The sequence below is a fragment of the Shewanella sp. 3_MG-2023 genome, from assembly GCF_030548765.1.
In the GTDB taxonomy this organism is placed as follows: domain Bacteria; phylum Pseudomonadota; class Gammaproteobacteria; order Enterobacterales; family Shewanellaceae; genus Shewanella.
The window spans coordinates 1-25,723 of the sequence record NZ_JAUOSH010000044.1; the positions used below are offsets into that span (position 1 = coordinate 1).

At 39.7% G+C, this 25,723-nt stretch carries 19 protein-coding genes and 1 rRNA gene; 4 read left to right on the forward strand and 16 right to left on the reverse strand.

Annotation, left to right across the window (positions count from 1 at the left end; all coding sequences use genetic code 11):
• The 5 genes from Q4591_RS18360 to gmhB all read right to left on the reverse strand — a co-directional run.
• Positions 1–70 (reverse strand): 16S ribosomal RNA (locus tag Q4591_RS18360); the annotation flags it as partial.
• A 389-nt stretch (positions 71–459) separates the two neighbouring features.
• Entirely contained in the window at positions 460–1,332 is an 873-nt protein-coding gene (locus tag Q4591_RS18365; RefSeq protein ID WP_102532178.1) for a toll/interleukin-1 receptor domain-containing protein, read from the reverse strand.
• A gap of 37 nt (positions 1,333–1,369) precedes the next feature.
• Positions 1,370–3,823, reverse strand: a complete 2,454-nt coding sequence (locus Q4591_RS18370; protein ID WP_303462347.1) for a WD40 repeat domain-containing protein — start codon at positions 3,821–3,823, stop codon at positions 1,370–1,372.
• Between the two features lie 48 nt (positions 3,824–3,871).
• On the reverse strand, positions 3,872–5,797 hold the full coding sequence (locus tag Q4591_RS18375) for a hypothetical protein (protein WP_102528392.1): 1,926 nt from the start codon (positions 5,795–5,797) through the stop codon (positions 3,872–3,874).
• A 143-nt stretch (positions 5,798–5,940) separates the two neighbouring features.
• Positions 5,941–6,495: a D-glycero-beta-D-manno-heptose 1,7-bisphosphate 7-phosphatase gene (gene gmhB, locus Q4591_RS18380; RefSeq protein ID WP_303462351.1), complete on the reverse strand. Its 555-nt coding sequence runs from the start codon at positions 6,493–6,495 to the stop codon at positions 5,941–5,943.
• A 156-nt stretch (positions 6,496–6,651) separates the two neighbouring features.
• Between gmhB and Q4591_RS18385 the strand changes: the two genes are divergently transcribed.
• Both Q4591_RS18385 and Q4591_RS18390 read left to right on the forward strand, forming a co-directional pair.
• Positions 6,652–7,323 (forward strand): GntR family transcriptional regulator, encoded by a 672-nt coding sequence (locus Q4591_RS18385; RefSeq protein ID WP_102435764.1) that lies wholly within the window; start codon positions 6,652–6,654, stop codon positions 7,321–7,323.
• Positions 7,324–7,409: 86 nt separating this feature from the next.
• Positions 7,410–8,483 (forward strand): ketoacyl-ACP synthase III, encoded by a 1,074-nt coding sequence (locus tag Q4591_RS18390; protein ID WP_102435766.1) that lies wholly within the window; start codon positions 7,410–7,412, stop codon positions 8,481–8,483.
• Between the two features lie 96 nt (positions 8,484–8,579).
• Here the strand turns inward: Q4591_RS18390 and Q4591_RS18395 are convergent, their stop codons facing one another.
• The 4 genes from Q4591_RS18395 to Q4591_RS18410 form a co-directional block, all read right to left on the reverse strand.
• On the reverse strand, positions 8,580–9,257 hold the full coding sequence (locus Q4591_RS18395) for an exonuclease domain-containing protein (protein ID WP_303462353.1): 678 nt from the start codon (positions 9,255–9,257) through the stop codon (positions 8,580–8,582).
• A gap of 73 nt (positions 9,258–9,330) precedes the next feature.
• Positions 9,331–11,181: a DUF294 nucleotidyltransferase-like domain-containing protein gene (locus Q4591_RS18400; protein WP_303462356.1), complete on the reverse strand. Its 1,851-nt coding sequence runs from the start codon at positions 11,179–11,181 to the stop codon at positions 9,331–9,333.
• A 243-nt stretch (positions 11,182–11,424) separates the two neighbouring features.
• Complete coding sequence (locus Q4591_RS18405) at positions 11,425–13,143, reverse strand: sodium:solute symporter family protein (RefSeq protein WP_102435770.1); 1,719 nt, start codon at positions 13,141–13,143, stop codon at positions 11,425–11,427.
• Positions 13,144–13,153: 10 nt separating this feature from the next.
• Positions 13,154–13,420: a DUF4212 domain-containing protein gene (locus tag Q4591_RS18410; protein WP_076542242.1), complete on the reverse strand. Its 267-nt coding sequence runs from the start codon at positions 13,418–13,420 to the stop codon at positions 13,154–13,156.
• Between the two features lie 445 nt (positions 13,421–13,865).
• On the opposite strand from Q4591_RS18410, the gene Q4591_RS18415 reads away from it, so the two are divergent.
• Positions 13,866–15,986, forward strand: a complete 2,121-nt coding sequence (locus Q4591_RS18415) for a diguanylate cyclase (RefSeq protein WP_303462358.1) — start codon at positions 13,866–13,868, stop codon at positions 15,984–15,986.
• Between the two features lie 65 nt (positions 15,987–16,051).
• On the opposite strand, the gene Q4591_RS18420 is transcribed toward Q4591_RS18415, so the two are convergent.
• Positions 16,052–17,497: a carboxylesterase gene (locus tag Q4591_RS18420; RefSeq protein WP_303462360.1), complete on the reverse strand. Its 1,446-nt coding sequence runs from the start codon at positions 17,495–17,497 to the stop codon at positions 16,052–16,054.
• 118 nt (positions 17,498–17,615) lie between these two features.
• On the opposite strand from Q4591_RS18420, the gene Q4591_RS18425 reads away from it, so the two are divergent.
• Positions 17,616–18,215, forward strand: coding sequence for a hypothetical protein (locus tag Q4591_RS18425; protein WP_241903441.1), 600 nt, complete (start codon positions 17,616–17,618; stop codon positions 18,213–18,215).
• A gap of 17 nt (positions 18,216–18,232) precedes the next feature.
• Here the strand turns inward: Q4591_RS18425 and nadE are convergent, their stop codons facing one another.
• The 6 genes from nadE to recR form a co-directional block, all read right to left on the reverse strand.
• Entirely contained in the window at positions 18,233–19,063 is an 831-nt protein-coding gene (nadE, locus tag Q4591_RS18430) for an ammonia-dependent NAD(+) synthetase (protein ID WP_102519485.1), read from the reverse strand.
• Between the two features lie 191 nt (positions 19,064–19,254).
• The gene (locus Q4591_RS18435) at positions 19,255–20,559 is read right to left on the reverse strand and encodes an inosine/guanosine kinase (protein WP_102435778.1); all 1,305 of its coding nucleotides are present in this window, start codon (positions 20,557–20,559) and stop codon (positions 19,255–19,257) included.
• Positions 20,560–20,808: 249 nt separating this feature from the next.
• Positions 20,809–21,453, reverse strand: a complete 645-nt coding sequence (gene adk / locus Q4591_RS18440) for an adenylate kinase (RefSeq protein ID WP_076542252.1) — start codon at positions 21,451–21,453, stop codon at positions 20,809–20,811.
• Positions 21,454–21,573: 120 nt separating this feature from the next.
• Positions 21,574–22,446, reverse strand: coding sequence for a tetratricopeptide repeat protein (locus tag Q4591_RS18445; protein WP_102435780.1), 873 nt, complete (start codon positions 22,444–22,446; stop codon positions 21,574–21,576).
• A gap of 74 nt (positions 22,447–22,520) precedes the next feature.
• The gene (htpG, locus tag Q4591_RS18450) at positions 22,521–24,434 is read right to left on the reverse strand and encodes a molecular chaperone HtpG (protein ID WP_102435782.1); all 1,914 of its coding nucleotides are present in this window, start codon (positions 24,432–24,434) and stop codon (positions 22,521–22,523) included.
• Between the two features lie 529 nt (positions 24,435–24,963).
• The gene (recR, locus tag Q4591_RS18455; protein ID WP_076542258.1) at positions 24,964–25,563 is read right to left on the reverse strand and encodes a recombination mediator RecR; all 600 of its coding nucleotides are present in this window, start codon (positions 25,561–25,563) and stop codon (positions 24,964–24,966) included.
• Between the last annotated feature and the right edge of the window lie 160 nt (positions 25,564–25,723).

The following is a 25,723-nucleotide window of genomic DNA, read 5'->3' on the forward strand; positions in this document are numbered from 1 at the left end:
ACCGCTCGACTTGCATGTGTTAGGCCTGCCGCCAGCGTTCAATCTGAGCCATGATCAAACTCTTCAATTAAAGTTTTTTTGAAACATTCGAAAATGCTTCGGCTCAATGAATTCTGATTACATTATGCAGACTCGGAAGAATCTACATCCTGTTTGTTACATATTGCTATGAACACTCATCGTTACATTGATAATAATTTTGATTGCCACCTAAGTGACAATTTCGATTAACTCAACACCTGTGAGTGTCCACACAGATTACTTGATAAATTGTTAAAGAGCGGACTCGGTAACTAGCGCTAGACGCCTTGTTCCGTGTCAGTGGTTGCGCATTATAGGGAAAACATTTTTTCCCGCAAGTGCTTTTATTAATTAATTTAAGAAATCAAGCTCAACAGCGCAAATAATATACAAGATCAAACCTTTTAGTGATATTCATCATCAAATACTAAGCTTTCATCAGTGTATAAGCCACTCAACAGCGAACTGGCTTTCATGTGGTAAAAGTTTATCAATGATAGCTCGGTACTTTAATGGTACTGTTTCATGGGTCTTTACTGAGTCTTTAAGTAAGTTGAAAGGCTCAATCGAAGTTTTAAAACCATTTTTCCGGAAACAGAACTCATTTAAAACGGCAAGCAAGTAAGTAGCACTTGGTTTAATATCGCTATCTCGAAGTCGCTGTAATGTTGTCGCTATCGTATTAGCTTTATCGATATCTAAACCTTTAACTCCTGACTTTAGCAATTTGGCTAAAAGCTTAACAAACTCTGCTCTGCTTCTATTGCTCTTTGAAAAGCTATGTAATGCCATAACATCCATTGCTTGTTGAGTATCCCCGACAAGTAATGCAAGCTCTGCCTCTTCTATATAAGCTTCATCAAAACTTTTAGATGTTAAAGAGTCTGCAGTGGTAACGATTTGTCCCACTACCGAATCAAAATCACCACTTTCCAAAGCAGCGGCAACATCTATCCATTGTTTTCGAATAAAGTGATAATTATTACCACCCGATGCTCCTACAATTAAACTGTTATCCAGTTTCAAGGGTACTATTTTCAAACCATGTTTTTTGGCAAGCTGAATTTCATTGGCAACTTCTTCAGAGCCCTCAAGTTTCAACTCTTTATTTCCGATAGCATGTTTAGAGGCTAACAAAACAAACAGTTCGCTCTGCTCTATACCTTGCTCAATATTTTCAGCGTAATTATCTCCACCAAGAATTTTATCTGGTGCAAACCATACATCGTGGCCAGCAAGCTTAATACCTTCAACAATTTTATTTGCTGCATCATTATCTTTAGTGCTGTAACTAACAAATATTTTTTTCATCTGATTTTACTTCTTCTATTAATGATAATCTTGGTCTTTAAGCTGCTGTAGCTTCACTTTTCTTAGCTTCAATTTGAGTTTTAATATTTCGGTATGTTAAATCTGCAAGATTATCTTTTGAAATGTTAGATACACTTTCATCAGAATTATAATTATCTACAGACGCTTGTTGCTTTTGTACATAATCAAGGAGTTGAGCTTGTGCTCTAGATATTTGGTTAACTAACTCTTCATTGTTATCTTCTTTTGCCATATCTAGATCAGCTTCAAACTGGGTACTTATCTCAGCTTCTTCCTGTTCTAGTAATGTTCTAACAAGCTCTAAAGAAGCTTCATCATCCATTTCTTCTATTACTTCGGCTTCATCTTCATTAGAAACCAATGTGCTGGATAGTGCTTTTACACTTTCTTCTTTAAGAATGACTAAACTAATGTTCTTACCACTATTTAACGAAAGCGTAATTTCAGTATTTGATAGATCCTGTTTGAACAATTTACTTTCTACATTGCTTCGAATAACAGTACTGATGTCTGTATAGAAAAGAGATAAGCCAGTTTCCCCTTCTCTTATGAATTTATCTGCAATAAAATCATAATATGTATAAAAAACATTAACTTGTTCTTTTGTTAAAAAGATAAATTGAATAACTCTGACAGCACTAACTAAGTTTCCATGGCCATCAAAATGAACGCAAACTTCATTTTGTCTATTAATTTTCTTTGGCTTACCAGTTTGGATGATCGACCAATCCTGAAAAACAGCGCCTCCATCTCTATGAATAAGTTCACTTTCATCAAGATTTAGTTTGTCTAATGCTATTTGTTGAATTTCATTATTTATTTTATCTTCTATCAAGGTATGCACATCTGCGCTGGCAAACAAACGAGGGTTCTTATTCGCAGGAACACTTTCAAGCATACTAGTTCGATGATTTTTAATTGTGTTGATTAGCTTTTCAAAGTTTTCCATCATTACATTGATAAGCTGCAAGTTACCGGTATTCTCCAGCTGTTTTGCTTTTTGGCTTCTATTACGGCCAAACCAAGACAGTGTCATTAGTAATAAAAAGCCACTTATGCCCGCTAATGCAATTTGGATATGTTGTGCACTTTCACTAATATTCCTAGTGCTTATTGTAAAGGTGCCAGCATCGTTTGGGGAAACCACACCTAGTATTGAGTTAACAACAGAGTCAGTATGAGTAATTAACGTCGAAGGTTCGAGCATGGCATAACTGTAATAACTTATTAAGCCCATTAATATTGTAGGTATCGCAAAAAAGAATGCTGCAAACTTGGCAAACTTTCGTTTACTCGTGTGTTTTTTTATTTTTAATTCTGCCTGCTCTTTTTGCTTCGTTAGATTTTCTTCTGCGCTTCTTGCTGTATCAATTTGCTGTCGTAAAGCCATTTTTATACTGCGGATGTTGGGGCGGAAAAAGAAGTCCCAAATTGTTCTTTGATCAGAACCCTGCTTTAGTTTTAAGCCTTGTCTCTGCTGTTCGACAGTACCGCCTTGTTCTAATCTAGGAAAGCCGCTATTTTCATTTGGCTTATCTATTTTTTCTTTATCTGGATCAATGTTGTACCAATTAAAGCTATTTGTTATTTGTGGATAATCATCACTTGAACGATGCTGATACAGCCAGACATTAGTTTCGAAATTAGCTGCTTCAAGGTCATCAAAATGTTCAGCAATAACTTTATCACTTGCATGTTTTTCTACCAGTTCCCCTGACTGAGTCCAAATTTGCAAAACATTTGATTGGTCTTTAATTAGCAACTGGCCATTCTCAAGTTCAATAAATCCATTGCTTACTGAAAAACTAAATTTAAATCTGCAAATAGGCTTGCCATCTGATGACCAAATAACTGGATTACCTTTAATTGGCCTTACTAGCCAATTGCCTGAATTTAATTGACCATAGAATCGAATTTCTTCTTTAAGGCCTTTTAATTCAACGCGTAGATCTCCTTTAAGCGACCAAAGCTGAGTATCATTACCAACATTTATAATTAATGTGTGCTCAATCCCTTTAAGAAATTTAATATCGTCAACTGATTTAATATGCACATCTAATGTCGCAATACACTTGTAGGTTTTTAAATCCCAATATTTTACGGTGCCATCATCACTCACACTCAATAAGTTACCATTGACAAGTTCAAGTAAACCAGTGATGCGACCTTCGTGGCCACTAAGTTGCTTAATTAAACGTCCATCTCTGCTTTGGGCAATGTATATAGTATGTGCATCATCTACGGTTAGAAAGTGGGATACATTCTTTTGGTTAACCAACGCCATTAAGCCAATGATGCTACCAATATGGCTATTGATTTCTTTCTTTGCATCTTCTTCTTGGCAAAACCAAGTTAAATTACCTTCGCTATCCCACTCTAAATGATAACGACCAAAAGCTAATTTCACTTGTTTGTGTTTTTTTAATTCGTCTATTGTTCGGGTTTTATACTTTTGGATTTCTTGAGTCATTCTTCTTGTTCCCAATTGAATATATTCTTCTGTGTTATTTGTTTTGTATTATTTTTTTTGCTTTAAATCAGTACTTGATTCTGCATTTGACCAACTGACATGTTCAAACATTGCTTCTTTCGCTAAGTCTTGCAACATAACAGATTTCGCTTGAGACATTTGGCCAGTAAATAAAGACTGAGCTCGGCAATAAAGTTCGTATAAACTTTGATAGCCCTTGGCCGTTTCTTCATAACCACAAAGTTCATTCCATAAAGCAAATAAGCCACTTGTCATTAAACTGTATTGTAGAGTTAACATTAACCAGTTGTTTGATTCATTGAACAAATTTACTTTCAGTACTTGTTGACTAATCATTGATAATAAGAGCAGTGCTCCTAAAATAATTGATACTCTAAAACAGGTTTTTGCTGCCTGTGAAAATAACCTGCTGGCGTATAAAGGACGTTTATACAAAATGTCATTTAATGAGCTTGCGTTAAGCTGTAATTTAGAATTTAAAAACAGGCGCTGATCTTCTAACCAACCGACATTAATTTCATCCATAGTAGCGACTTCATTTTGGCGCCACCAATCCAGTTCAGCAACTGAAATAGCATGATTAAATAATGGATAAAAACTGCGAAAGCGTCTCGGAATAATTGAAGTTGCAGCCGGAGTTATATTAGAAAGATTTAAAAAGCCTCTGATCCTGATGCCTTCAGCGACTCCGCGAGCTAATTGATATTTCCATTTTAAGTTTCGTTTAGCTGCGAATGTTACAATTAGCGAACAAGCAACAATAGCCAATAATGTGACAGATATGATTGTTGAACCCGTAATTGAATTAACGAAATTACCCGCGATTTCATAACAAGCAAAACCAGGTATTGCGAATATAAAAAACCACTTAACGAGACTGCGATAACTCGTTTGAGCTTTAAGAGCGATGTTGTCGGCAGCTTCGAAGATTGGCTGAGACACAGATAAACCTGATTTATGTGGTGACTTATAGGTAGGTTCAGTTATTTCTGACAGTTTGTTAGCACTAAACTCATTAAAATACTTCAGCTCATTAACTAACGTATTGAATTCTTTTGAAATAAAGCAAGTCAACTCACTTTGCTGACCATTTTGTTCATAATGATAGGAATATAATTTACCAATGGGAGGTTCATAATTAATCAATACCTGATCATCTGCACTTAGGGTATCAATTATTACACTTTGATTTTCATTCTGAACGGAAGTGTTTTTTAAGCGTACTGTAGGCAAATGGTGCACAAGTCCGGCCGTCTGACCGTCAAACTCTGATATTGCTTGTAGTGCTGAGTGTTCCGTACCTGATGGCCATTGGATATCAAAGCCCAACTTGTATCGGACCACGTCAGCAGTACCGCCTGTGCCTTGTGCTTTTTTTCCATCCCACAATGCAACTAATACATTGCAATACTTTGCAATAAAAAGACCTTGATTAAGATATAAACTATTCCTAAGGCTACCATAGTTAACATCATTTACAGCCTGATGCATTTCGTCATCAGTTAAAGCATGTTTTACTTCTATCAGCTCGTTATAAGGCTGTCTTAACTCATTTACAAGAAAGTTGAATTGCTCAATCGATATTAAGCTATTATCAGACTCAAACTCGAAATCCTGTTTGAAATTTTCCAGCGGCATAGGTAAACAACCAATGACACGAATAGCATCATTACCTAGCTCAGTCTGTAGCTCTAAAGCTACTTCAATGGCGAGTAAGTCTGCGCCTTCCGCCAGTCCGGTTAAAATCCAGATTGGAGTAGTAATTTCATTTGAAGCGTTATGATGTGATGTTGGATTTAGATGATTAAACCAATGCAATATCACCGAGCGAACTTGTTCTTTTATATTTTTATTACAATCTATGGATTCATCCGCATGAAATATATCTCGATGCCCACTGAAGCCAATAATAAATGGTAAATTTGATAATAAATGGCGACGACTTAAAGCCATGCTAGTTCTCATATCCCTATTAAACATAGGAAGATGTTACACTTACACCATCAATATTTAAACCGCCCACTTCAAAAAAATCAACAAATTACCCAAAAAAACACAAAAGAAACACAAAAGAAACAAGGGCTTTACAAGCTGGTTTAAGTGTTATTTTGTATAAATGATGCTACATCCGCAATGCTATCTACAACTACTGTCGCAAGCTCAATTCCTGCTTCATCGACAACTTTGCCGCTTCGTACCAATATAGCGGTATTAATACCAGCAGCTTTTGCAGCGCGAATATCGTCAGCTTTATCACCAACCATAATAGAGTTAGCCATATCAATTTTTAAAAATTCTGCAGCACTATTAAGCATACCGGGTTTAGGTTTGCGGCAATCACAATCTTGTTTGTAATCCCCAAGGCCTTTTTCTGGATGATGGGGGCAATAATAGATACCGTCCAACTCCACACCTTTATCAGCAAAGTTCCAATCCATCCATTCAGTTAAATGGTGAAAATCATCTTCACTATACATACCGCGAGCAATACCAGATTGGTTTGTCACCACCACGACCATGTAGCCCATTTTTTTAAATGCTAAGCATGCTTCAAACACACCTTCAATGTATTCAAAGTCATCAACCAAGTGCACATAGCCTTTATCGATATTGATAACGCCGTCACGGTCTAAAAAAATGGCTTTATTCACGGTACTACTCCTAAAATTTCAATTACAGTGATTATCCCACTACTTAGTTAAATATGCACATGTATTATAAAAGGAAGATTTTTTACATCGATACTTTATAATAACGCCAGTAAAGGTTACCCTTCCGTAGATATTTTGTGACAATTATAAGAAGTAATGAGTCAAATAACGCCAATAATTCATAAAACTCGCACCCAAGCTGTAGTAGAAGTTTTGAGAGAACAATTACTTTCTGGCTATATCAAAGCGGGTGAACCGCTTAGACAGTCAGCAATTGCTGCGCAACTTAATGTCAGTCGTATTCCTGTTCGTGAGGCTTTAGTACAGTTAGAGGCTGAAGGGTTAGTCAAGTTTGAAGCCCATAAAGGTGCCACTGCGACAATGCTTTCTGTTGAGCAGGTCACAGAATTATTTGAGCTACGCGCTATGATAGAGAGTGATTTGCTTGCAAAAGCAATTCCTAATCTACAAGATGATGATTTTGAGCGGGCTGACAAGGTGCTAGCCAAACTCGAGTCGGCTTTTAAGCAAGAGGACTCAGTTGCAACTTGGAGCGAACTCAATATTCAGTTCCATACGTGCTTATATGAAGCCGCTAATCGACCTCATACTCTCGAAGTTGTCCATGGTTTAAATAATAACTGTGATCGCTATATCCGTTTACAGCTACTTTTAACCGGTGGAATACCAACGGCGGAACGAGAGCATCGCGAACTCTTCGAATTGTGCAAACGCAAAGATATCGGCAAAGCGACCAAATTATTACAACAACATATTTTACATGCAGCAGAAGCCATTAAGGCACTTGTGGTCCAGCATTTAAAGTAGGTTTAGTGGGGAGTAACAGTCCCTCTATTAAATGAAGACATTTTATTACCAGATTATTTTTTAATTTTTATTTGAGAGATCACCACATGCAGTATGCTCATATTACCGGCTGGGGAAAATGTGTCCCACCAGCAACTCTGACCAATGACGATTTAGCCACATTTATGGAAACGTCAGACGAGTGGATTAAAACTCGTACCGGGATCAGCGAAAGACGTATTAGCCACGTAAATACCTCAGAACTTGCAACCGTTGCAGCGCAAAATGCGTTATCAGCGGCAGGTATTGATGGCAGTGAGATTGACTTAATCATCTTAGCAACAGCAAGCCCTGACACTTTAATTCCAAACATTGCTTCAACGGTGCAAGCCAATATTGGTGCAACTTGCGGCGCGTTTGATATCAACGCGGCCTGTAGTGGCTTCTTATACGGTCTTGGTCTAGGTAGTTCAATGATCAAAAGTGGTCAAAATAAAAAAGTGTTGGTTATTGGTGCAGAGCGTTTGTCTTTTTACCTTGATTGGTCTCGCCGTGAAACCGCTGTATTATTTGGTGATGGCGCCGGCGCGGTGGTATTAGAAGTAAGCGACCAACCAGGCGGTGTTTTAGGTTACGAGTTAAATAATGACCCTGCTGCGCGTGATATTTTAGCCTCTGGTTTTGGTACCAAAATGGATCGCTTTGATTCATCTTCTTTAGACTTCTTCATTCATCTAAATGGCCAAGAAGTGTTTAAACGCGCGATTCATGGCATGGGTGGTCTAAGCACTAAAGTGCTTGAAAAGTGCAATATCAATAAAGAAGACGTTGATTTTGTTATTCCTCATCAAGCCAATGAACGTATTATTGATACCTTAATCGGCCGCATGAAAATTCCAAAAGAAAAAGCCTTTGTTAATATTGCAAAATATGGCAATACCTCGGCAGCCACTATCCCTATTGCGATTTGTGATGCTCTTGAACAAGGTAAGTTGAAAGCAGGTCAAACTGTTTTATCATGTGCCTTTGGCGCGGGTTTAACCTCAGCGGCTGCATTAGTTAAATGGGGTGAGCGTACTACACCGATTAACCCACCTACAGCCGAGCTTCCACCTTGTGAAGTCACTGCCTTAGAGCTTATCAAGCCAGCTGTTGATTTCTTCATGAACAAATCAAAGTAAACTCAGCTTGCTAAACCATTAAACCAGCCTTGTGCTGGTTTTTTTATATCTATTTACTGGATTTAAACTGATTTGATTAAATTCAGGCTACTGCCTTTATATACTAATAAATTGCGCCGCCTTCATGGTTTTACTGTCGCCAATAGAGGCTATTTGTGCCACAAACAATTCGGCGCACGCTAGTGCATCTGTGAGGGCATCATGGCCATAATAAGTCGGCAGACCGTATCGTTTTCGACAAGCATCCAGTCGTAAACTACCTTCTTGCAGCACATCATGTTGGCGTAAAAGTCGTTGTTTTTCTATCGCTAAGGTATCAATAAAAGGCAATTTAATGCTTCTTTTATAGACTTTTTCTAAATGGCTTTGGATAAAACTAATGTCCATTGGTGCATGATGAGCTAATAAAATTGAGCCTTGAGTTTGTGCAAGCAACCAGGCCATGGCTTGTGTTAGTGATAACGCTTCTGTTAAATGATTATCGATAATCCCGTGCACAGCTGCGCTCTGTCCTTCACTTCCATCGATTGTCACCATCACTTGCAGGGCTTTTGATAACGGAATGGCGCCATGCTCAATCGGCACGATACCAATACTGATTATTTGGTCGTTATGAGGATCTAACCCGGTCATTTCTAGATCTATTGCCATAATCGGTAGATCCGCAATCGTAGCACTAAGGCATGGCTTAACGCTCGACTGGTAAGCCGCAAGCTCGTCTTTTTGACCGAGAAGTTCTAACTGTAAGCGCGTTTTAAGCCATAACTCATTCACTAAGTTGTTTACTCCACACTATTAACATCACAAGCTAAATTAACATCACAGGCCAACCCACATAGAAATACCATTAATAACTTCGCATAAACTTCATTCTTAAGCCAGATTGCGCATCATGAACCACTTTAAAAGCATCCCTGAGTTGATGTCGCAATAACGATGACATTTGCTGCGGTTTTAAGTAATTGGTGACTTCTTGTTGTTGTGTATGCTGCAGGCCTTGATTGGATAACCGCATATGCGCAATAAACTCTAAGGCATCCGCTAGATTAAGGGCATCTTTACGGTTAATGATATTAGCTTCCATCAATGCTCGGATCCGCTTAGGCGTATTCACTTCAGTAATACCGGCACTTAAAGCATACACTCTGGCGATATCGTTGATTAACGCTACGCCTTTATGTTTCAAATCCATACCTTTTACTTCACTGCCGTCACGCTCTAACACAAACTTTCTAAAAAAGCCTAGCGGCGGCGTTTCAACCAGTGAGTTACCCGCCATTCCAGCAAGAAAAATATCATTATCTTTGGTGTTGCTTAAGACGTGCTGTTGTAACTGATCAAATAAATTCTGCGGCCCATAAACGGAGCGCATATCAAAAAAGATACTGGCATGCATTAAGGCTTTAGGTTCGGGTGATAGTACCCATTTTTCAAAATGCTGTTGCCATTGGGACAGTGACAAACGCCATTTGGGGTTTTGCGCCATAATATCCCCGGGACAATATATATAGCCGCATTGATCCAGCCCTTTACAAACCGCATGGGTTAAGGCGTCAAAATAGCCTTTTGCATGCTCATCAGGCTCATGGGCCAGCAAAATACCGTTATCTTGATCTGAACAGGCCGCTTGATCTTGCCTGCCTTGTGAGCCAAACGCTAACCAGCAAAAGGCCATTGGCGCTTCACCTAAAATTTGCTGATTTAAAATAATTAATCGCCGGGTTAATGCATCAGTAACCGAGGTTAATACCCTGCCCACTTCTTCAGCTCGGGCATCTGCACTGATTAGATTTTGCAGTAATACCGGAATTTGTTTACTGACATTGATCAGGCTATCGATATTGGTTTGCCGCTCGATTTCGCCGATTAATAACAAGGGCTGTGAACTCTGGCCGCGTAAAATATCAGTACTGGTTAATATCCCCACCACATTTTCTTGTTCCATAATGGGTAAGTGATGAATGCCATGTTCACTCATCAACAGCATTGCTTCAAATACTAAGGCGTTAGCTTCAAGTTTGGTGGGATTGGGAGTCATCGCTTGATGAACCGGCAAATTGCCATCAAAGCCTTCAGCAAGCACTCGATTACGTAAATCTCGATCGGTAAGAATACCAATCAATTGCTGATTATCCATCACTAGCACTGATGACACTCTGGCTAAACGCATTTTTTTCGCCGCTTCACTGACACTGGCATTACAATTTATAATTAGAGGATCAGCAGACATTAAACTATTGATACGATTGGTTGTGGTTAAGTCTTTTGCTTTAAATCTAGCTTGATGACGCATTCTTCTGGCAAAGGCACGATTAAAAAAGCGATCGAAGCTGCGGCTTTCACTACGCAAAAAATCAAAGGTTTCGGGATCTAAGTGATACACCAAACTGTCTTCTAAAATCTGCACTTGGTTACTGACTTTTTCACCAGATAGCAAAGACGGAAAACCAAAGTAGTCTCCTTCGCCCAACCTATCTAATAACTCACCTTGATTGTCTCTTACTTCAAATGCGCCAGAGCGAACAATATAAAGTTGTGGATGACTGGCATCTAAGGGCACTACAGCCGATGCTTTACTGTAATAACCAATGGTGATTTGCTTGCAGCAGCGCGTTAAATTTGTCTCTGAAAGACTATCAAATGGTACTAACTCTTTAATAAATTGAACAATGGGTTGCAGTTCACTGGCATCTTTCATCGCGGGCCTCTTACTTACTGCCAAATCATTTTCTGTCTTATTAATTTAATATACGTAAATTATATTGAGGCTGATATTCGACCAATGGCCATAAGTGGCAATATTTAACTCACTAATATTAAACACTTGCTAACAGCATTTGTTCATAAAGAATTGAACACTGTCACCAATAAAAAAAGCGCCGAAGCGCTTTTTTATCCGAGAGTTAAATACTCACATTTTAAAATTCATATTGTATGAATCTTAATGGTCGTGCGCTTCACCTGAGCCTTTCGGGAATCGAATTGACTCAACCATAGCAACCACGTCAGCAGGTACCGCTGCAGTGACTTTGCTAACAGCAAATGCAACACCAAAGTTAATCATCATACCTAGCATACCAATACCTTCAGGCGAAATACCTAGGAACCAGTTTTCACTGCTATTGGCACTTGGGTTAACAAACTTAAAGTACACGATATAGCTTGCAGTAAATAGTAAACCTAAAACCATCCCTGAAATCGCACCTTCTTTGTTAACGGTTCTTGAAAAGATCCCCATAACAATGGCAGGAAACAATGACGAGGCAGCTAGACCAAATGCAATCGCAACAACCGCGGCCACAAAGCCTGGTGGGTTAATACCAAAGTAACCCGCCATGACAATACCTAGCGCCGCGGCAATTCGCGCAAATAAAAGCTCTTTCTTATCTGAGATATCTGGCATGAAGTTTTTCTTCAATAAATCATGGGATACCGAGGTAGAAATAACTAATAATAAACCCGCAGATGTAGACAGTGCCGCCGCAAGACCACCAGCAGCGACCAATGCTATGACCCATGCTGGCAGAGATGCAATTTCAGGCGTTGCTAATACCATGATATCGCGGTCAATTTTCATTTCATTGGTATCGCCTTTAGCATAATAGATATTGCCATCAGCATTTTTATCATCCCAAGTAATTAAGCCAGTTTTTTCCCAGTTTTTAATCCATTCAGGCGCTGTTTCATAAGCAACACCGGTTTTTTCTGGGCCATTAATGGTTTCAATCATATTTACACGAGAGAAAGCTGCCAATGCTGGAATTGTGGTATACATAATAGCAATAAATACTAATGCCCAACCTGCTGATACACGCGCATCTTTTACTCTAGGCACTGTAAAGAAACGCACGATGACATGGGGTAAACCAGCGGTACCAAACATCAAGGCACCAGTAATAAAGAACACATCAATCATGCTCTTTGAGCCTTCAGTATATTGAGAGAAGCCAAGTTCTGCCGACAAGCCATCAAGCTTATCTAACAGGTAAACTCCTGTTCCATTACCTGCTGCATCAACAAGTTCTGCACCAAAGCCAATTTGCGGTAACACATGACCTGTCATCATTACCGAGATGAAAATGGCTGGTACCATAAAGGCAAAAATAAGCACACAATACTGCGCAACCTGAGTGTAAGTAATCCCTTTCATACCGCCTAAAACAGCATAAAAGAACACCACTGCCATACCGATATAAACCCCAGTTTCAACTTCTACTTCTAAGAAACGGGAGAATACCACCCCAACACCACGCATTTGACCGGCGATGTAGGTGAAACAGATGAAAATCGCACACACGACTGCAACAGTTCGCGCAGCTTGTGAGTAATAGCGATCACCAATAAAGTCTGGCACAGTAAATTTACCGAACTTACGTAAGTATGGAGCCATGCAAAGCGCTAGCAGAACATAACCACCGGTCCAGCCCATTAAATAGACAGAACCATCATAACCAGTAAATGAAACAATACCGGCAAGTGATATAAATGATGCCGCGGACATCCAATCCGCCGCTGTTGCCATACCGTTCATAACTGGCGGCACGCCGCCACCAGCGACATAAAACTCTTTAGTTGAGCCAGCACGAGACCATATTGCGATACCGATGTACAGGGCAAACGTCAAGCCCACGATAATATAAGTTAAAGTTTGAACATCCATGATTTATTCCTCAGTCTTCGTGTACGTTATATTTTTTATCTAAAGCATTCGCTTTCGCTACATACACAAAAATCAGTGCAACAAACACATACATGGCACCTTGTTGTGCAAACCAGAATCCCAATTTAAAGCCCATGAAGTGGACTTCATTAAGAACATCGACCAGTAAAATACCGCAGCCAAATGATACTGCAGCCCAAATTGCCAGCAACCCCAATACTAAGCGTAAATTCTCACGCCAGTACCCACTTGCTGTATCTTGATTTTCGAAACTCATAGTGACTCCCCAGTGCTAATTATTTTTTAAGTCGATAGTTAATCTAACAACTCAAAATGTGACCACAATCACGACCTTAGTCTAAGATTTGGTTTGGCCAGTTATAGAAAAAACAAAATAGTTACTTATTAACAACAACTTAACCTATGAAATGCTGAAGTTATGTCTACATCACCAATTAAGCTAATGTAGACCAAGGTCGAACTGAATTTAGTGATTGACTAAGATAAGCAGCAGGAAAGTATTGCCTCAAATGGGTATTGAGCTCACAAGCAGAATTCAGATTTTTCACATTACGGGGGCCACTATATCGTTTCCACTTGAGTTAAATGCTTGACGAGTATAAAATTTTTACATAACAGTTCGATCACATGGTATTCGATTGCAGTTTCCTATAATAAATAAAAAAAACCTCCTAATTGCACTCTGTTTTGGCCTATTAGGAATGGTAATTAATTGCTACCCCATTCCAATATTCGCCAATGTCCAATTAGTGCTAGGTAATACTTTTACCGTTATTTCAGCTGTGCTTTTAGGCCCTTGGTATGGTTTAGTCACCGCCATACTCAGCGCAAGTGGATTAATGCTCACTTGGGGTAGCCCCCATGTATATTTACTATTTTGTACCGAAGCAATATTCATTGGCATTGCTCGCAGAAAAGGCCTGTTTCCCTTATATAGCAGTGGTATTTATTGGTTAGCTCTTGGTATGCCATTAACCTACATATACATGGTGACACTTGCTGATTTTCCAGATAGCCACATGTTATTCGCCATTATCAAGCAAAGCATCAACGGTTTAATTTACGCTGGCTTGGCGTCACTGTTCATCTTGTTTATTCCTAATACGTGGCAGTTAAACGACACAAAAACCAACCAAAAACGTCGTAGTTTTAACGCTCAAGTCACCTACTTTATGACGTTAATGATCACCCTTTGCTTGTTATTATCAGCACTGACTTTTAATTATTTGTTTCTTGAAAAACAACAAGAGTTACTGAAGCGAAATTTAACTGACACCACCGAACATATTAGTACGGCAACCGAGCAATACCTTAATGAACATAAAATGGTCATTGATTATGCGGCAGATTTAATCAGCTTAACGACGTCATCCTACAGTGAATTACAACAAGTTTTAACCAAACTGCATCAGCATTATCCTAGTTTTATTACTATGCTGCTGGCAGACACTGATGCTCAAGTGATTGCCGCAAGCCCCAGCAGTATTATGCTCAATAAAACAGGGCAACCACTGGATTTATCAATTTCAGATAGAGACTACTTTATTGAGTCTTTTTATAATCAGCGCTTGTTTGTTTCGCCTGTGTTTAAAGGCCGCGGTTTTGGTGACGATTCAATTATCGCCATTAGTGCGCCTTTTTATCACAATAATGATCAATCAAAGGTCAGTGGAATTATTGAAGGCTCGCTGGATTTAGCGTTCTTTTCTAAGATAGATAATCAAAATGGAACAGGGGATAAAGAGTTTATTATCATCGTTGATAACAATAACAACATCATTTATTCCACCCCTTCTCTAAACTTAAGCACTCACGTAGAATTTACCTATTCAAATGAAAAAGGAAATTACCGCACCAGTTTAAATGTGATCAATATTCACAACTTAACCGCCACATCACCTGAATACGTGTACATCAGTAATCGACTAAACAATGGTTGGAAGTTGTATGTATTACAGCCACTGTCTCCGTTAGTTAAAACCGCCGAAACACAAATGCTAGGCACCTACTTGATGCTATTCATCTCCATCATTTTGACCTTTTTAATCTCCTCCAGAGTGTGTCGTTTACTCACTAACTCATTAGAAATTGTGGCTAATCAATTCGGACAAATCAATGGTACTGAATTAAAAGAACAAATTGATAATGAAAGTACATCAGAGGAAGTATATAACCTGTACAAGAGCCTCACCGCCAGTAAACGTGACTTACTTAAGCACCAACTGGAGCTAGAAGAAACTGTCGCGATTCGCACCGATGAGCTTGAAAAAGCCAATCAAAAGTTATTGGCATTAGTGGATAAAGATCCACTAACTGGGCTTTATAATCGCCGTTATGCAGAAGATAGATTTGATAGCTTGCTGGATTTTTGTCTGCGAGGTGAGCATGCCATTACCATTGCTATCCTTGACTTAGATTACTTTAAACAGGTCAATGATAGCTACGGTCATTTGGCTGGGGACGAATGCTTAAGAGTCGTATCTAAACTATTAAAACAGCAATTTAAACGCGATACCGATATCGTTTCTCGCTATGGTGGTGAAGAGTTTATTTTGATATTGCCTTTATCCAATGCCCTTAAAATTGAGCAGCATCTCAATCATTTTAGAGAACAGTTAGCCAAAGTAATAATTAACTCGCCAACGGATGAACAGCACTTTTCAGTCACCACCAGTATTGGCGCGATAACGGCTAACGCCAACTTTTCTAAAGACATTGATCACTGGATAAAAGTTGCAGATGACAACCTATACAAAGCAAAAGAGCAAGGGCGAAATAAAGTCATTATTGATGTGATTAATGATCCAAGTGACCCAGAGTAGCCCACTAACGTTTCATATCAAAACCATAATCGCTAAGCTAGTGACGAGTTTAGCTACCGCGATAATCACGGCTCAATAAACTGCTCCAATCTATCTAATATATACGGATAAAATGGATTCCATTTCTGTCTTAACATCTCTGCGGCGGGGATCCCAAACAATCCCCGCTCACCTTTAAAGATTGCCTGCCCTATCTGAATATGCTGACTTTGAGGCTGATAATGTGGTCCGTATAAGGGGTCATTTTCAGGAAAAGGCAAGGCAACATGCGATAATGAATACACCCCAGCTGGCCATTTCAGTGCTAAGTCTACTGCTGCTCCCTCTTCGCTCTCAACCAAGTTTTGCTCTTGCACGCCATACTCAGATTGCTGGCTATTTTCAATTAAACTTAAACGGTAGTTCATGGGCATGTTGAGCCAAAGTGGCCCCATTTCGTTTAACAAGTTTTTAGTGATCAATTGATGATTATTACGGTTACGATTGATATCAAATATCACTAAGCTATGCTTATCTGAGGGTAAATATTGATACAAATGCTCGACCACCGCGTTAGTAGAAACGGTATCATCTGCAATTGACTGGAAGGTTAAAATAGGAGGAATATTGGCTAATTGCTGCTGATCAAATTGTTTTATTAAATATTGATTTCTTTCAGCCAGTTGATAAACAACGTCACCGGCATTCACTGCAAATGAGATATATTTGAAAGGGTCGTATTCAACCTCAATGGTATTCCAAAACAGTTTTTCTTGATTAATTAAACGCCCTAACCTCGCTTGCCACTTTGCGCCAGCTGCAATGGGCGCTAACCCTATAGCTGGCGAAAGAAACATCATTGCTTGATAATCTGTAGGGTTATTAACAGCAATTGCTTCTAGTTGAAGGTTTAATGCCAGTGCTGCACCGGTAGAAAAGCCCACGACATATAACGGTTTACCGGCCAATTTTTGCTTCATGTGCTGAGTCGCTAAGGCTACTGCGCTGGCTAAATCTGGCCAAGTGATATCTGCTAAGCCAGCAGGAATAGTGCCGTGCCCTGGTAAACGTAGCCCTAAAACATCGGCTGAAGCGCTAAAATGTCGCGCTAGGTTTGAAATCGCATAAGGGGAGTCTGACATACCATGGAGAAATAAAATGCCATAATTGGCATCGGGGTTTGACCACTCAAAAGAGCGATTCCAGTTTACATCCCAATGATTTGGATCTGATAAGCTATTGGCTTCGTAACGATTAATAGGTGAAGCCAGCTTAGGAGTATATTGTTGGTATATTTTTCGGTCTAACTCATTAAATAGCTTGTCTTCAAGAGCAAGATACTGGGAAAAGTCTGTTAAGCCAGACTGTTGATGATACTCACTTTTCAAGCGTGTTGTATGCCAAATCTCTAATTCAGAGCGAGCCGTTAAAAACCACACCACGGCGGCGATAAAAAGCAGTAAACTGGCAATAAAACCATAAATAGCAAAAAATAACAGATGTTTAGTCGAACCGATTACTATTGCTTTCATTCGCCAGTCCTATGGAATTAATTTTTGTCCGTATAGTTTTAATGATAGTCTAAAAAGAGTCTGAATTTACAAATAATAATATGCCATCAGGCCGAAAATATTGAGTAGCAAACCCATAATGAAATCAACTCAGCCAAGCATTCATACAAAGCCTGCTGTTATCACAAATAACGCGACTAAGCCAAACGCCGAGCTTAGCTCAAAAGCTATTTTATTAGGCTCTGAAAAAGCTGAAATCACATTCTATTTGCCAACGCCACCTAAAGTCTCCAAAGCATGGCATTGGCAAAATACAAATGCTATCGAGCAAATCATTAACGATAATGGCAATCATTGGCGAAAAATATTTACTATCATGGCCAAGATTGCTGTTACTGATAAAGCGCCAGATACATGGCGAGATTGCCGCAACCAATTATTTAATCCGCAAGCTACTGATGATTTAAAGCGGGTAGATTTTAGTCAATGTAACATTATCATTAATGCTACTAAGCTTAGTGTGAATAGCCATATTCATATCATTTGTGGCCAAGCTGCATTCGCTAATATAAGCGATCAATCGTTTATATCTGCGTTAACCGCCATAGATGAAAGCCAAAAAATAATGGCGCATGAGCAGATACTCATCACGCCATATTTAGATTACCGCCAGTTTCCCAATGTGTTAATTGAGCAGCTAAGGCGCTATTTAAGCTCACTTAAACAATCCTTGCTCTAAGCTAGTGGGAAGTTAAATTAGTCATAAATCGTCGGGATAGGTTGACGCTTATGTTGGGTGCGCTGGTAAATCGCAATAAGTTTATCTTCAACAAAGCTATCAACCTCTTTGCCTTCTAAGAAATCATCGATTTGATCATAGCTTAGCCCTAATGCCACCTCATCTTCTAATTGCGGTTTATCGTCTTCTAAATCTGCCGTTGGCGCTTTGGTCACTAATATATCTGGCGCTCCAAGGTAACTGGCTAATTGGCGAACTTGACGCTTATTAAGACCAAACAAGGGTGCTAAGTCACAGGCGCCGTCACCAAATTTAGTATAAAAACCGGTAATATTTTCTGCACTATGATCGGTGCCAATGACAAGGCCGCCAGTTAGGCCTGCAATATGATATTGAGCAATCATTCGCATACGGGCTTTGACGTTACCTTTAATGAAATCAACATTATCATTATTAGCGACTTGAATACCGGCATCCTCAAGTCCTGAAACCGTTGCGTTATGCACACCAATAACCCCATCAGCAATATTCACTGTTACCTGCTTTGAGGGTTGAATAAATTGACATGCAAGCTGAGCTTCATCTTCATCTTTTTGTACTTGATATGGTAAACGCACCGCAATGAATTGGTAAGCCTGCTGTGGATTGTCAGCATTTAAGCTGTCTACCGCTAACTGGCATAATCTGCCGGTTACAGATGAGTCAACGCCACCACTAATCCCTAATACCAAACAATGGCTGTGAGCCTCGATTAATTTGGTTTTAAGAAATGCTACGCGGCGCTCGACTTCATAAGCAGGTTCAATCGCCTTAAGTACTTTCATTTCTCTTAAGATTTGTCCCTTCACAATGCTCTCCAATGTATTTTTAAAACCAGAATTACTTAAAATGAGGTATGTTTCTGCATATTCAACATCCTACTGAATTTTTCAGCGTCTACCAAGTACTTGTTTATCTTGATGCAAACAAAAAGGGCAATCACCACTTGGTGATTGCCCTTGATTTAGTCACTGATTATATAAACGGAAAACCTGTCTGGTTATCTTTCCCAGTATGACTCTTCTAAACTATCTTCACGCTCAGGTAAACCACGAGATAATCTTGGGCTATGCTGGGCTAATACTTCATAAGCGACGCGGTTAGCATATTTACACACTTGCGAGAAAGATGAATAACACAGGCCATCACGCTGATGCTTACTTGAACCCGGTACATTGGTTTTATGGAAAGTATTAGCTGCTAAGTCATGCAGTAATGCTGATAACGCTCCATCTCCGGCACCGTTTGTATTGCGGATATAATCTGGTCCACCCATATAAGGCGAGATATGAGCATACACTTTAATCGGTGTAGTACAGTCTGATTTACGTTTAGGACGCGAGAATTCGTAACGGTTAAATTCAGGAATTGCGCCCGGTAATAATAAATGGGCTGTGGCTCTTTTTTCAGAGTCTTCAGTATAGCCTGCTGTATATAAACCTAACGGTCCTGCAGTACACAACACCATATCACACCACTCTAAGGCCGCTTCGCTGGCTAATAGCGGATCGCTGAACCCCGTTAAGGCCTCGCCTTCGTCTTCATTCATCGCCAAAATTGTTACATTATCGCAAATGAAATCTTGCCACCATTTAGGGTCTTCTTGAATTAAGAAGCGGGTACCTAAGGTCAATACCACTGGCACATCGGCTTCTTTAGCATATTCAATCGCTTTCATTGCCGCTTCAGTGATTAAATCACCTTCGCTGGCACGCATTAAATACGCAGTTAAAACTAGCGCTGAACTACCTTGAACCACGTCTTTATTAATATATTCTGGGGTTAGCTTATCCATTGCACCTTTGCTAATCGCAAAGGTACGTTCACCTTCAGCAGAGATCAAAGTAAAACAACGACCGATAGGGCCATCTACTGGCTGCAGGTAGTTTAAGTCCACTTTAGAGGAGGTATTACAAAGGTAGCGATAGGCATAACTACCGACCATGATATTCTGGCTCATAACGCCAAATAATACCGAACGGTCATCAGCTAAAATTGAGTAGTTATGAACGGTATTACCAATGGTGCCACCAGCAAATTCATCGCTGATCATCTCATTGTTTTTTAGTTCATTATAAAGTTCGTGAGCTTGCTGATCATCAATAAGAGTTGAGTTGCCTTTTGGAAGCCCGTAACGGCCCAGTAGCTCATCTTCGACTTTTGCTTCAATATCCACAAGAGTTTGGTCAATACCGCAAATATAGGTAGATACAGACTGCTCTTGCTGGGTTAACTGAGCCAATAATGGGTCTCGGTTGTTTACTGGGAAATAGTGCTTAGATTTGCGTTGACCAGGGAACTTCATCTTAAACTCTCTTGAGTAGGCATCCATGCAATAAGGATTATGGGTTATTCACAGCTTTTGAAAACAGTAACGCTTTAATAGAAACGTTCTTATTACCAAACGCTAATTTTAACACAAATACAATCAACACCAAGATAGATGTCAATCATTCTCAGTTTTTGTGACGATGATTTTATTTATGACATAAAAAAACCTGCAATGCAGGTTTTTTTTATAATTCAACAGTATAAAAACACTACTTTGTAGGTATTAACCTAACAACTGCTTTACTTGCGCGCTAACAGCGGCAACAGTTTGAGTACCATCATACTTAGTGTATTGAGTGTTACCAGCAGCTGCGACTTTACCATAGTATTCTACTAGCGGCTTAGTTTGCTCATGATAAATACCAAGACGCTTACGTACAGTTGATTCTTCATCATCTGGACGGATAGATAAGTCTTCACCAGTGACGTCATCTTTACCTTCAACTTTAGGTTGGTTGAAGATAATGTGATAAACACGGCCAGAGCCTGAGTGAACACGACGACCACTCATACGCTTAACGATTTCTTCGTCAGGCACATCAATTTCTATCACGTGATCGATTTCAATTCCATTAGCAACCATAGCGTCTGCTTGAGGAATAGTACGAGGGAAACCATCAAGTAAGAAACCCTTTGCACAATCATCTTGGGCAATACGTTCTTTAACTAAACCAATAATTAGGTCATCTGATACTAACTGGCCCGCATCCATCACTGATTTAGCTTCTAATCCTAACGGAGTGCCAGCTTTAATTGCTGCACGCAGCATATCACCAGTTGAGATTTGTGGGATACCGTACTGCTCCATAATGAACTGAGCTTGTGTACCTTTACCGGCACCAGGGGCACCCAATAGTATAATGCGCATCTCAAAAGTCCTCTATATTGCTTTCATATTTTTAGGCGGCGATTTTCGCACATTTAGACGGTCTTTAGAAGGTAAAACCTCAAGATTTAGACCAATATCTAATACGAAAATTTTCCGTGTTTAATACAGTAAACTGTATAAACGGCGGCGATACTGACTGGCTATGGCGTTGCCTTGCCCTAGTGCTGTCAATATTTCCATAAACACTTGTTTAACTTTTCCATCCGCAGCGGATAAATCTTTCTCTAAAATGGCAAATAAACACTCAAGTGCCTCTTCGCCACGATTAGCTTGATTCAATGCTTTGGCCAAATCGATAGTCAGTTCAATATTACCAGGCTGCTGTTGTAATGATTGTTGTAACTGACGAATTTCAGGGGTATCTGCAGCGTCTTCTGCTAGGGCTAACTTGGCTTTTAAGTTCTGATAGTAACTGTCTTGATCTGCAAGCCCTATCGTATCTAATAAGGTCTTAGCTTCAGCCAGTATGCCCAATTGTAAATAAACATCGATAAGCACTAAGGCCACTTCTGCTTGTTGCTGAGATTCAGCAAAGGCACTTTTCAGTAATGCTAAGGCTTGTTCAAGTTTTTCGTCGCTTGGCTTTTCAATGCCTGCTTCAACCAAAATCGCTTTTGCAGCATTAAAATCTGTTACCCATAACGCAGGAAGATGCTTATCAAGTAATTCATTCACTTGCGCTGCACTTTGCACCCCAGCGAAACCATCAACCGGCTGACCTTTACTCAGCACTAGGTGGGTAGGTAAGCTCTGAATTTGGAAGTAATTAGCAATTTCTAACTCAGCTTCACAATTCACTTTCGCAAGGATAAAGCGCCCAGCTTGCTCATTGGCAATCTGTTCCATCACTTGTAGCATTTGTACACTTTGCGGTTGCTGTTGTGCCCAAAAAGACATCACCACAAAGTTATCCATCGAAGCATCAACAATTTGCTGAATATTTTCTTTAGTTAAATTAATAATATGTTCCATATTGATTCCTTTTAACTATTTCGTGATAGCTAACAAAAAGCGGGCCTAAGCCCGCTTTATTGCAATACTAATGACTATTTTAAGCTCGCCACTAGCATTTGGTTGGTTAACTTAATGAATGCCGATGGATCCGCTAAGCTGCCCTTTTCTGAAAGCTGAGCTTGTTGTAATAACAAATCTGCCCAGTTAGCAAATGCTAGCTCATCTTGCTCGTCATTTAGACGCTCAACCAGCGGATGCTGTGGGTTAATTTCAAATGTCGGCTTAGACTCAGGTACAGGCTGACCTGCTGATTGCATAAGCTTAATCATTTGCGATGACATTTCACCTTCACCGGCAACCACACATGCAGGGGTATCCGTTAAGCGAGAAGTCACTTTAACATCTGATACTTTACCTTCTAGCGCTGTTTTAATACGTGATACTAATGATTCAGCTTCGCCAGCTAACTTTTCTTGAGCTTCTTTTTCAGCAGCATCTTCAAGTTCACCTAGCTCTAAATCACCACGCGTTACTGAGTGCAGTTTCTTGTCTTTAAATTCAGTTAAGTGGTTAATTAGCCATTCATCGATGCGCTCTGACATTAATAGAACTTCAATGTCTTTCTTGCGCAGTAGCTCTAAATGCGGGCTGTTAGCTGCCGCTTCATAGCTATCAGCCACGATATAGTAAATCTTATCTTGGCCTTCTTTCATGCGACTGATGTAATCATCTAATGACACATCTGTCACTGGTGAATTGTTATGGGTTGAAGCAAAACGCAGTAAACCAGAAATACGCTCACGGTTAGCGAAATCTTCAGCTGGGCCTTCTTTTAATACTTGACCAAATTCAGCCCAGAAAGCTTGATACTTTTCAGCATCGTTTTTAGCCATTTTTTCTAGCATGCCAAGAACGCGCTTAGTCACACCAGTGCGCAATGCTTTAGTTACGCTGTTATCTTGTAAGATTTCACGCGATACGTTGAGTGGCAAATCATTTGAATCGATTAAGCCTTTAACAAAACGTAAATAAGTTGGCATAAACTGTTCAGCATCATCTAGTACAAATACACGTTGAACGAATAGTTTTAGACCATGCTTAACGTCGCGGTTAAACATATCCCAAGGGGCTTTGGTTGGGATATACAATAAGCTGGTATATTCTTGCTTACCTTCAACACGGTTGTGAGACCACGTTGCTGCATCAGCATAGTCGTGAGAAATATGCTTGTAGAACTCTTGATATTCTTCATCTGATATATCTGATTTGCTACGAGTCCAAAGCGCAGTGGCTTTGTTCATTGGCTTCCACTCGCCTTCAGTAGCAGGGATTTTCTCGCCATCTTCGCCATCTGTTTCTGGTAGGCCAGCTTCAAACATTTCTACTGGTACTGAGATATGATCAGAGTACTTAGTAATGATTGAGCGCAAACGAGTATCATCAGCGAATTCTTTTTCTTCATCACGTAAATGAAGGGTAATTTCAGTACCGCGGCTATTTTTAGTGATGGTATCAACGGTAAAGTCACCTTCACCTGCTGACTCCCACAGAACCGCTTGATCAACTGCTGCACCTGCTGCGCGGGTACGTACAGTGACTTTATCAGCAACGATAAAGGCAGAATAAAAACCTACACCAAATTGACCGATAAGCTGCGAATCTTTTGACTCTTCACCTGATAAGTTTTTAAAGAAGTCTGCAGTACCTGATTTTGCAATCGTACCTAAATGTTCAATCACACCATCACGTGTCATACCGATACCGTTATCTTCAATAGTAACAGTGCCTTTTTCTTGATCGGTACTAATACGAACACGCAGTTCAGTATCGCTTTCATATAATGCGTTATCAGTTAATGCTAAGTAACGTAGCTTATCTGCCGCATCCGCAGCATTTGAGACTAGTTCACGTAAGAAAATTTCTTTATTTGAATATAAAGAATGGATCATCAGATGTAGAAGCTGTTTTACTTCGGTTTGAAAGCCATGCGTTTCTTGTTGAGACATGAAAATTTCCCTTGTTTACGTTAATACATCAACCATGTTGTATCCAACACGGTATAAAAATCTTTGTTACCTAGGAAATGGGGCGCGATAAATAGAATTCAAGGGGAAATTATTTTATTGCTGAAAAAAAACCATGAACTGGCGAAATAACTGGCGATTAGCAATCGATTTGAGCTAATAACGGCTAATATTGGAAACAAAAAGCCCAGCTTACTCACTCATAAGCTGGGCTTTAAAATAAGACACAAATTCACAACTATAGTTCGCAACTATCATTTATAACTACAGTTCGTAACTATCGTTTATAACTACAGTTCGTAACTATCATTTATAACTGCAGTTCGCAGCTATCGTTTATAACTACAGTTCGTGACTATCATTTATAACTACAGTTCGCAACTATCATTTATAACTACAGTTCGTAACTATCATTTATAACTACAGTTCGTAACTATCATTTATAACTACAGTTCGCAACTATCATTTATAACTGCAGTTCGTAACTATCATTTATAACTACAGTTCGCAACTACAGCGGAATACGACCATTGAATGACAACGCTAACGTGGTGCTATCAACATACTCAAGCTCACCACCAACAGGGACTCCGTGAGCGATTCGGCTGATCACTACATTATGTCTACGGGCCATATCAGCAATAAAATGCGCCGTGGCATCACCTTCTACTGTGGGGTTGGTTGCTAAAATCAACTCTGTGACATCATCTGATGCAAGGTGTTGCTCTAATAACGCTAAGCCAAGCTCTTCAGGGCCCACACCATCAAGGGGTGATAAATGCCCAAGTAACACAAAATAGCGGCCGCTAAAATGGCCACCCGCTTCAATGGCTAACACATCAGCTGGGGTTTCAACCACACAAATTACTTCTGAATTACCCCGTTTAGGGCTACTACAGATCGGACATAGCTGCTCTTCTGTAAAGGTACGGCAGGCTTGGCAATGCCCCACTTCACTCATTGAACGTTCTAACGCACTGGCTAATTTATGGCCCTGTTTGCGGTTACGCTCTAATAATTGAAACGCCATGCGTTGGGCTGATTTTGGTCCGACACCCGGTAAGCAGCGCAAAGATTCGATAAGCTCATCAACCAGTGGACTAAATTTCATAAATACTTCATTGCCTTATTTTATTAATTAAGCGTGCTGATTTAAGTTAATAAACCATTCAATCAGCATCAATGTGCGTATGGTACTGTAATTATGATTGCGACAAAAGAATGATGTTATTGCTAATGCTACTCACAACACAGAACTCGTCAGTTCGGTT